Raw genomic sequence first — 1,432 nt, forward strand, 5'->3', positions numbered from 1 at the left:
GGTTGCGTCCTTGGAAGTGGTGTACGGGTTCCCCACCTGATCCGGGTGTTTGTCCCGGCGTCGGAGTGAGTGCCCGGATATAGAGACGGCCACCGGCTGATCTTCGAAGTGTCGAAGCCTCGAAGGAGATCAGCACGATGACCGCACCTGACAGTCTGCCCCTGCACGTCCTTGCCGAGGAGAACCTCGCTGCGGCGAGTCCCGATTTGCTGCGCGCGATGGTCAAGACGTTCGCCGACGCGCTGATGTCCGCGGAGGCCGATGCCCTCTGCAATGCCGAGTACGGGCAGGTCAGCGACGAACGCGTCAACCATCGCAACGGCTATCGCCCGCGCGAGTGGGACACTCGGGCCGGAACGGTCGAGCTGGCCATTCCCAAGCTAAGGTCCGGCAGTTACTTCCCGCACTGGCTCCTGGAACGGCGTCGCCGGGCCGAACAGGCCCTCATCAGTGTGGTGGCCACCGCCTACCTGCTCGGGGTCTCCACCCGTCGGGTCGAGAAACTCGCCGAGTCCCTCGGCGTGACACAGCTGAGCAAGTCCCAGGTCAGCGCGATGTCCAAGCACCTGGACGAACAGGTGGCCGCGTTCCGCAACCGGCCGCTGGACGCCGGCCCGTATGCGTTCCTCTGGGTCGACGCGCTCACCCAGAAGGTCCGCGAGGGCGGTCGGATCATCAACGTCCATGCCCTGATCGCGGTCGGTGTCAACGCCGACGGGCATCGCGAGATCCTCGGCCTGGACGTCGCCACCGCCGAGGACGGCGCCGGCTGGCTGGCCTTTCTGCGCTCGCTGATCGCCCGCGGCCTGGGCGGGGTCCAGCTGGTGGTCTCCGACGCCCACACCGGTCTGGTCGACGCGATCGGTGCGACCCTGCCCGGCGCCTCATGGCAGCGCTGCCGCACCCACTACGCCCGCAACCTGCTCGGCCAGGTCCCGAAGTCGGCTCAGCCGTGGGTGGCCACGCTGCTACGGACGGTCTTCGAGCAGCCGGACGCCGACGCCGTCCAGGCCCAGATGACGCAGGTCCTGGACACCCTGGAGGGGAAGTTTCCCAATGCCGCCGAGCACCTGGACGCGGCCCGGCACGACCTGCTGGCCTTCACCGCGTTCCCGCGTGAAATCTGGCGGCAGATCTGGTCGAACAATCCGCAAGAGCGGCTGAACAAGGAGATCCGGCGCCGGACCGACGTGGTCGGGATCTTCCCCGACCGCACGGCCGTGATCCGTCTGGTCGGCGCGGTCCTGGCCGAGCAGAACGACGAGTGGACCGAGGCCCGCCGCTACATGGGCCGCGACCTCCTCGCCAAGACCCGGCGCCACTCGAACGAGTCACAAACCCACGGCACCGTCCTGCCCACCGAACTCACCGCATAGCCTCAAAGAAGAGATCACCGAGTGGCCGTCGATACACCACTCCAACGGACGTGACC

1 protein-coding gene is annotated in these 1,432 nt (G+C 67.5%); it reads left to right on the forward strand.

Annotation, left to right across the window (positions count from 1 at the left end):
- Positions 1-137 precede the first annotated feature (137 nt).
- A complete protein-coding gene (locus ACFW3D_RS42130) occupies positions 138-1,376 on the forward strand; it encodes an IS256 family transposase (RefSeq protein ID WP_500513791.1) in 1,239 nt (412 codons plus the stop codon).
- Positions 1,377-1,432 lie beyond the last annotated feature (56 nt).

Source organism: Streptomyces sp. NPDC058864, from assembly GCF_042742985.1.
Lineage (GTDB): Bacteria > Actinomycetota > Actinomycetes > Streptomycetales > Streptomycetaceae > Actinacidiphila.

Bases quoted from the DNA above. Each gene is read 5' to 3' on its own strand.
- ACFW3D_RS42130 (WP_500513791.1), top strand. From the start codon at position 138: ATGACCGCACCTGACAGTCTGCCCCTGCACGTCCTTGCCGAGGAGAAC.